Origin of the sequence: Nakamurella sp. (genome assembly GCF_048594475.1) — a bacterium.
Lineage (GTDB): Bacteria > Actinomycetota > Actinomycetes > Mycobacteriales > Nakamurellaceae > Nakamurella.
The window spans coordinates 1-2331 of record NZ_JBMDXT010000510.1 but is presented as its reverse complement, the minus strand read 5'-3'; the positions used below and the strand labels follow the sequence as shown (position 1 = coordinate 2331).

General features: G+C 77.6%; 2 protein-coding genes and 1 pseudogene. All 3 read right to left on the bottom strand.

The window, feature by feature from the left end:
- Positions 1 to 379: AAA family ATPase (locus ACOJUF_RS23145; RefSeq protein ID WP_420124165.1), on the bottom strand; the 379-nt coding region annotated here is incomplete at its 3' end.
- On the bottom strand, positions 376 to 1536 hold the full coding sequence (locus ACOJUF_RS23140; RefSeq protein ID WP_420124164.1) for an exonuclease SbcCD subunit D: 1161 nt from the start codon (positions 1534 to 1536) through the stop codon (positions 376 to 378). The genes ACOJUF_RS23145 and ACOJUF_RS23140, both read right to left, overlap by 4 nt.
- A 68-nt stretch (positions 1537 to 1604) precedes the next feature.
- Positions 1605 to 2331 (bottom strand): annotated as a pseudogene (locus ACOJUF_RS23135) (hypothetical protein); the annotation flags it as partial.

Here is a 2331-nt window from a genome sequence, read left to right as displayed (position 1 = left end):
CGCCGGGCGGCGCCGGGTCGAGCCAGCGCAGCGTGACCTTGCCGCGTTGCAGGGTGCTGCCGGCGCCCCGCGCCTTGGGTCGCAGATACTCGGGCCGGCGGACGATCTCGATCCGCCGGCCGCCCAGCGTGGCCACCAGCCGCACGCCGGTGACGGCCGACGCCGGCGCCCGGTCGCAGCGCAGGCGCCGGGCGTCGTTGCGGGGCCCGGGCACGCGGCCGAACAGCGCGTAGGCGATAGCGTCCAGCAGCGACGTCTTGCCGGCGCCCGTGTCCCCGTGCACCAGGAACAGGCCGTCCGCGCCGACCTCGTCCAGGTCGATGATCTCGGTCCCGGCGAACGGGCCGAAAGCGGTGAGCTCGAGCCGGTGGATCCTCATGCCGACGCCCGCAGCGCGGTCAGGGCCCGGTCGACCAGGTCCCGCTCCTCCGGGGTCGGCGGCCGGCCGCCGGCGGCCCGGAGGAAGTCCAGGATCAGCCCGCTCTCATCGCCGCCGGCCCGGCCATCGCCGCCGTCACCCGCACGCGCGGCGGGGCCGGACCGGAACCCCTGCGCGGCCGGGTCACCGACCCAGGTGGCCACCAGGGTCCGCGGGAACACCTCGCGCAGCCGGCGCATCGGGTCGACCGGGCGCTCGTCGTCGGTCAGCTCCACCGCCAGGTAGGCGTCGGCGAGATCGGGGTCGGTGCCCAGCACCTCGGCCAACCGGCCGCGGACCGAGACCATCCGCCGGACGACCGGCAGGGCCAGCCGGGTCGCCTGCACCCCGCCGTCCGCATCGAGGTCGACCAGCCAGGCGCCCTTCTCCTGGTCCGCCTCGGTGAACGAGTACGGCAACGGCGACCCGGAGTACCGGATGCGGTCGCCGACCACCTGGCAGCGGTGCAGGTGGCCCAGGGCGACGTAGTCGATGCCGGCGAACACGTCGGCCGCGACCGCCTCCACCCCGCCGACCGCGATCGACCGTTCCGAGCCCGCGGCCAGCCCGCCGACGACGAACGCGTGGGCGAGCACGACCGACCGGGTTCCCGGTGCGCGGGTGGCCAGGTCGGCCCGCACCCGGTCCATCGCGCGGGCCAGCACCTGCTGGTGGCCCGCGCCGGCCGGCAGCTCCCACCGGGCCCGCACCAGGTCGGGCTCGAGGAACGGCACCGGGTACACGACCACCTCACCGTGCCGGTCGGCGAGCACCACCGGCGTCCCGACGGCGTCCGCCGACGTGCCCAGATGCAGCCCACCGGCCGCCAGGAAGTCGGTGAAGGCGCCCAACCGGGGCGCCGAGTCGTGGTTGCCGGCGATCGCGACGACGGCCACGCCGGCCGCGCCGATCCGGGACAGGATCCGGGACGCCGCCTGCACCGCGTCCGGTGACGGGACCGCCCGGTCGTACAGGTCGCCGGAGATGAGCACGGCGTCGACCCGATGCTCGACGGCCAGGTCGGCCAGCGCGGTCAGCACCGCCTCCTGGTCGGCCAGCAGGTTCTGCCCGTGGAAGGTCCGGCCCAGATGCCAGTCGGAGGTGTGCAGCAGCCGCATGTCGCCACGGTAGGAGGGGGGTCCGACAGTGGCCGTCGACGACGCGCGCGGGCCGACCCGAAATGCCGTCAACCCGGTTGGACGGCGCTGATCCGGTACCCGGCGTCGGGCGCGGTCAGCACCAGGATCCGGCGTTCCCGGCCCCGGGCGGCGGTGGCCCCGACCTGCCGGCCGGTCGCGTCCAGCACCGGGCGCGCGGCCAGGGTGTCCTCGACCGCCAACCGGACGGCGGGAGCGCCTGCACCGGCCGGCCGACCGGCGTCCGGTTCGTCGTCCAGCCGCTCGACGCTGAGCACGTCGTGCCGGCCGTCGACCACCCGCAGCCCGCGGTCCGCGAGCCCGGCGACTGTGGCCGCGTCGGCCGCCCCGGCGGCCGAGCCGGGCAGGTACACCTGGTCGAGCAGGGCGGGGTCGCCGCCGGCGAGCGCCCGGCTGCGCGCCAGGTCCAGCTCGGTGACGACCTGCGCCCAGTCGGTGGGGTCGGGCCCGCCGGCGGCGGCCGGTCCGGAGCCGCCCGGGGGGTCGCCCAGCCACTGGCCCACCTGGGCGACGAGCACCGTCAGCAGCAGGCCGGCGAGCACGGTGATCAGCAGGCGGGCCAGCGGGCCGCGCCGGACCCGGACGGCCGGGCCGGCGACGCGTCCCGCGAGCCGCTCACCCGGCTCGCCGGGAACGCTCCGGTCGCCGGACCCGCCTGACCCGGGACCACCTGCGGGGTCGAGGGACGCGCGACCACCGCCGTCGTCCCCCGGGTGCTCGCCGGCGCCCACGGGTCGGGCGCCGCCGGGCGGGCCG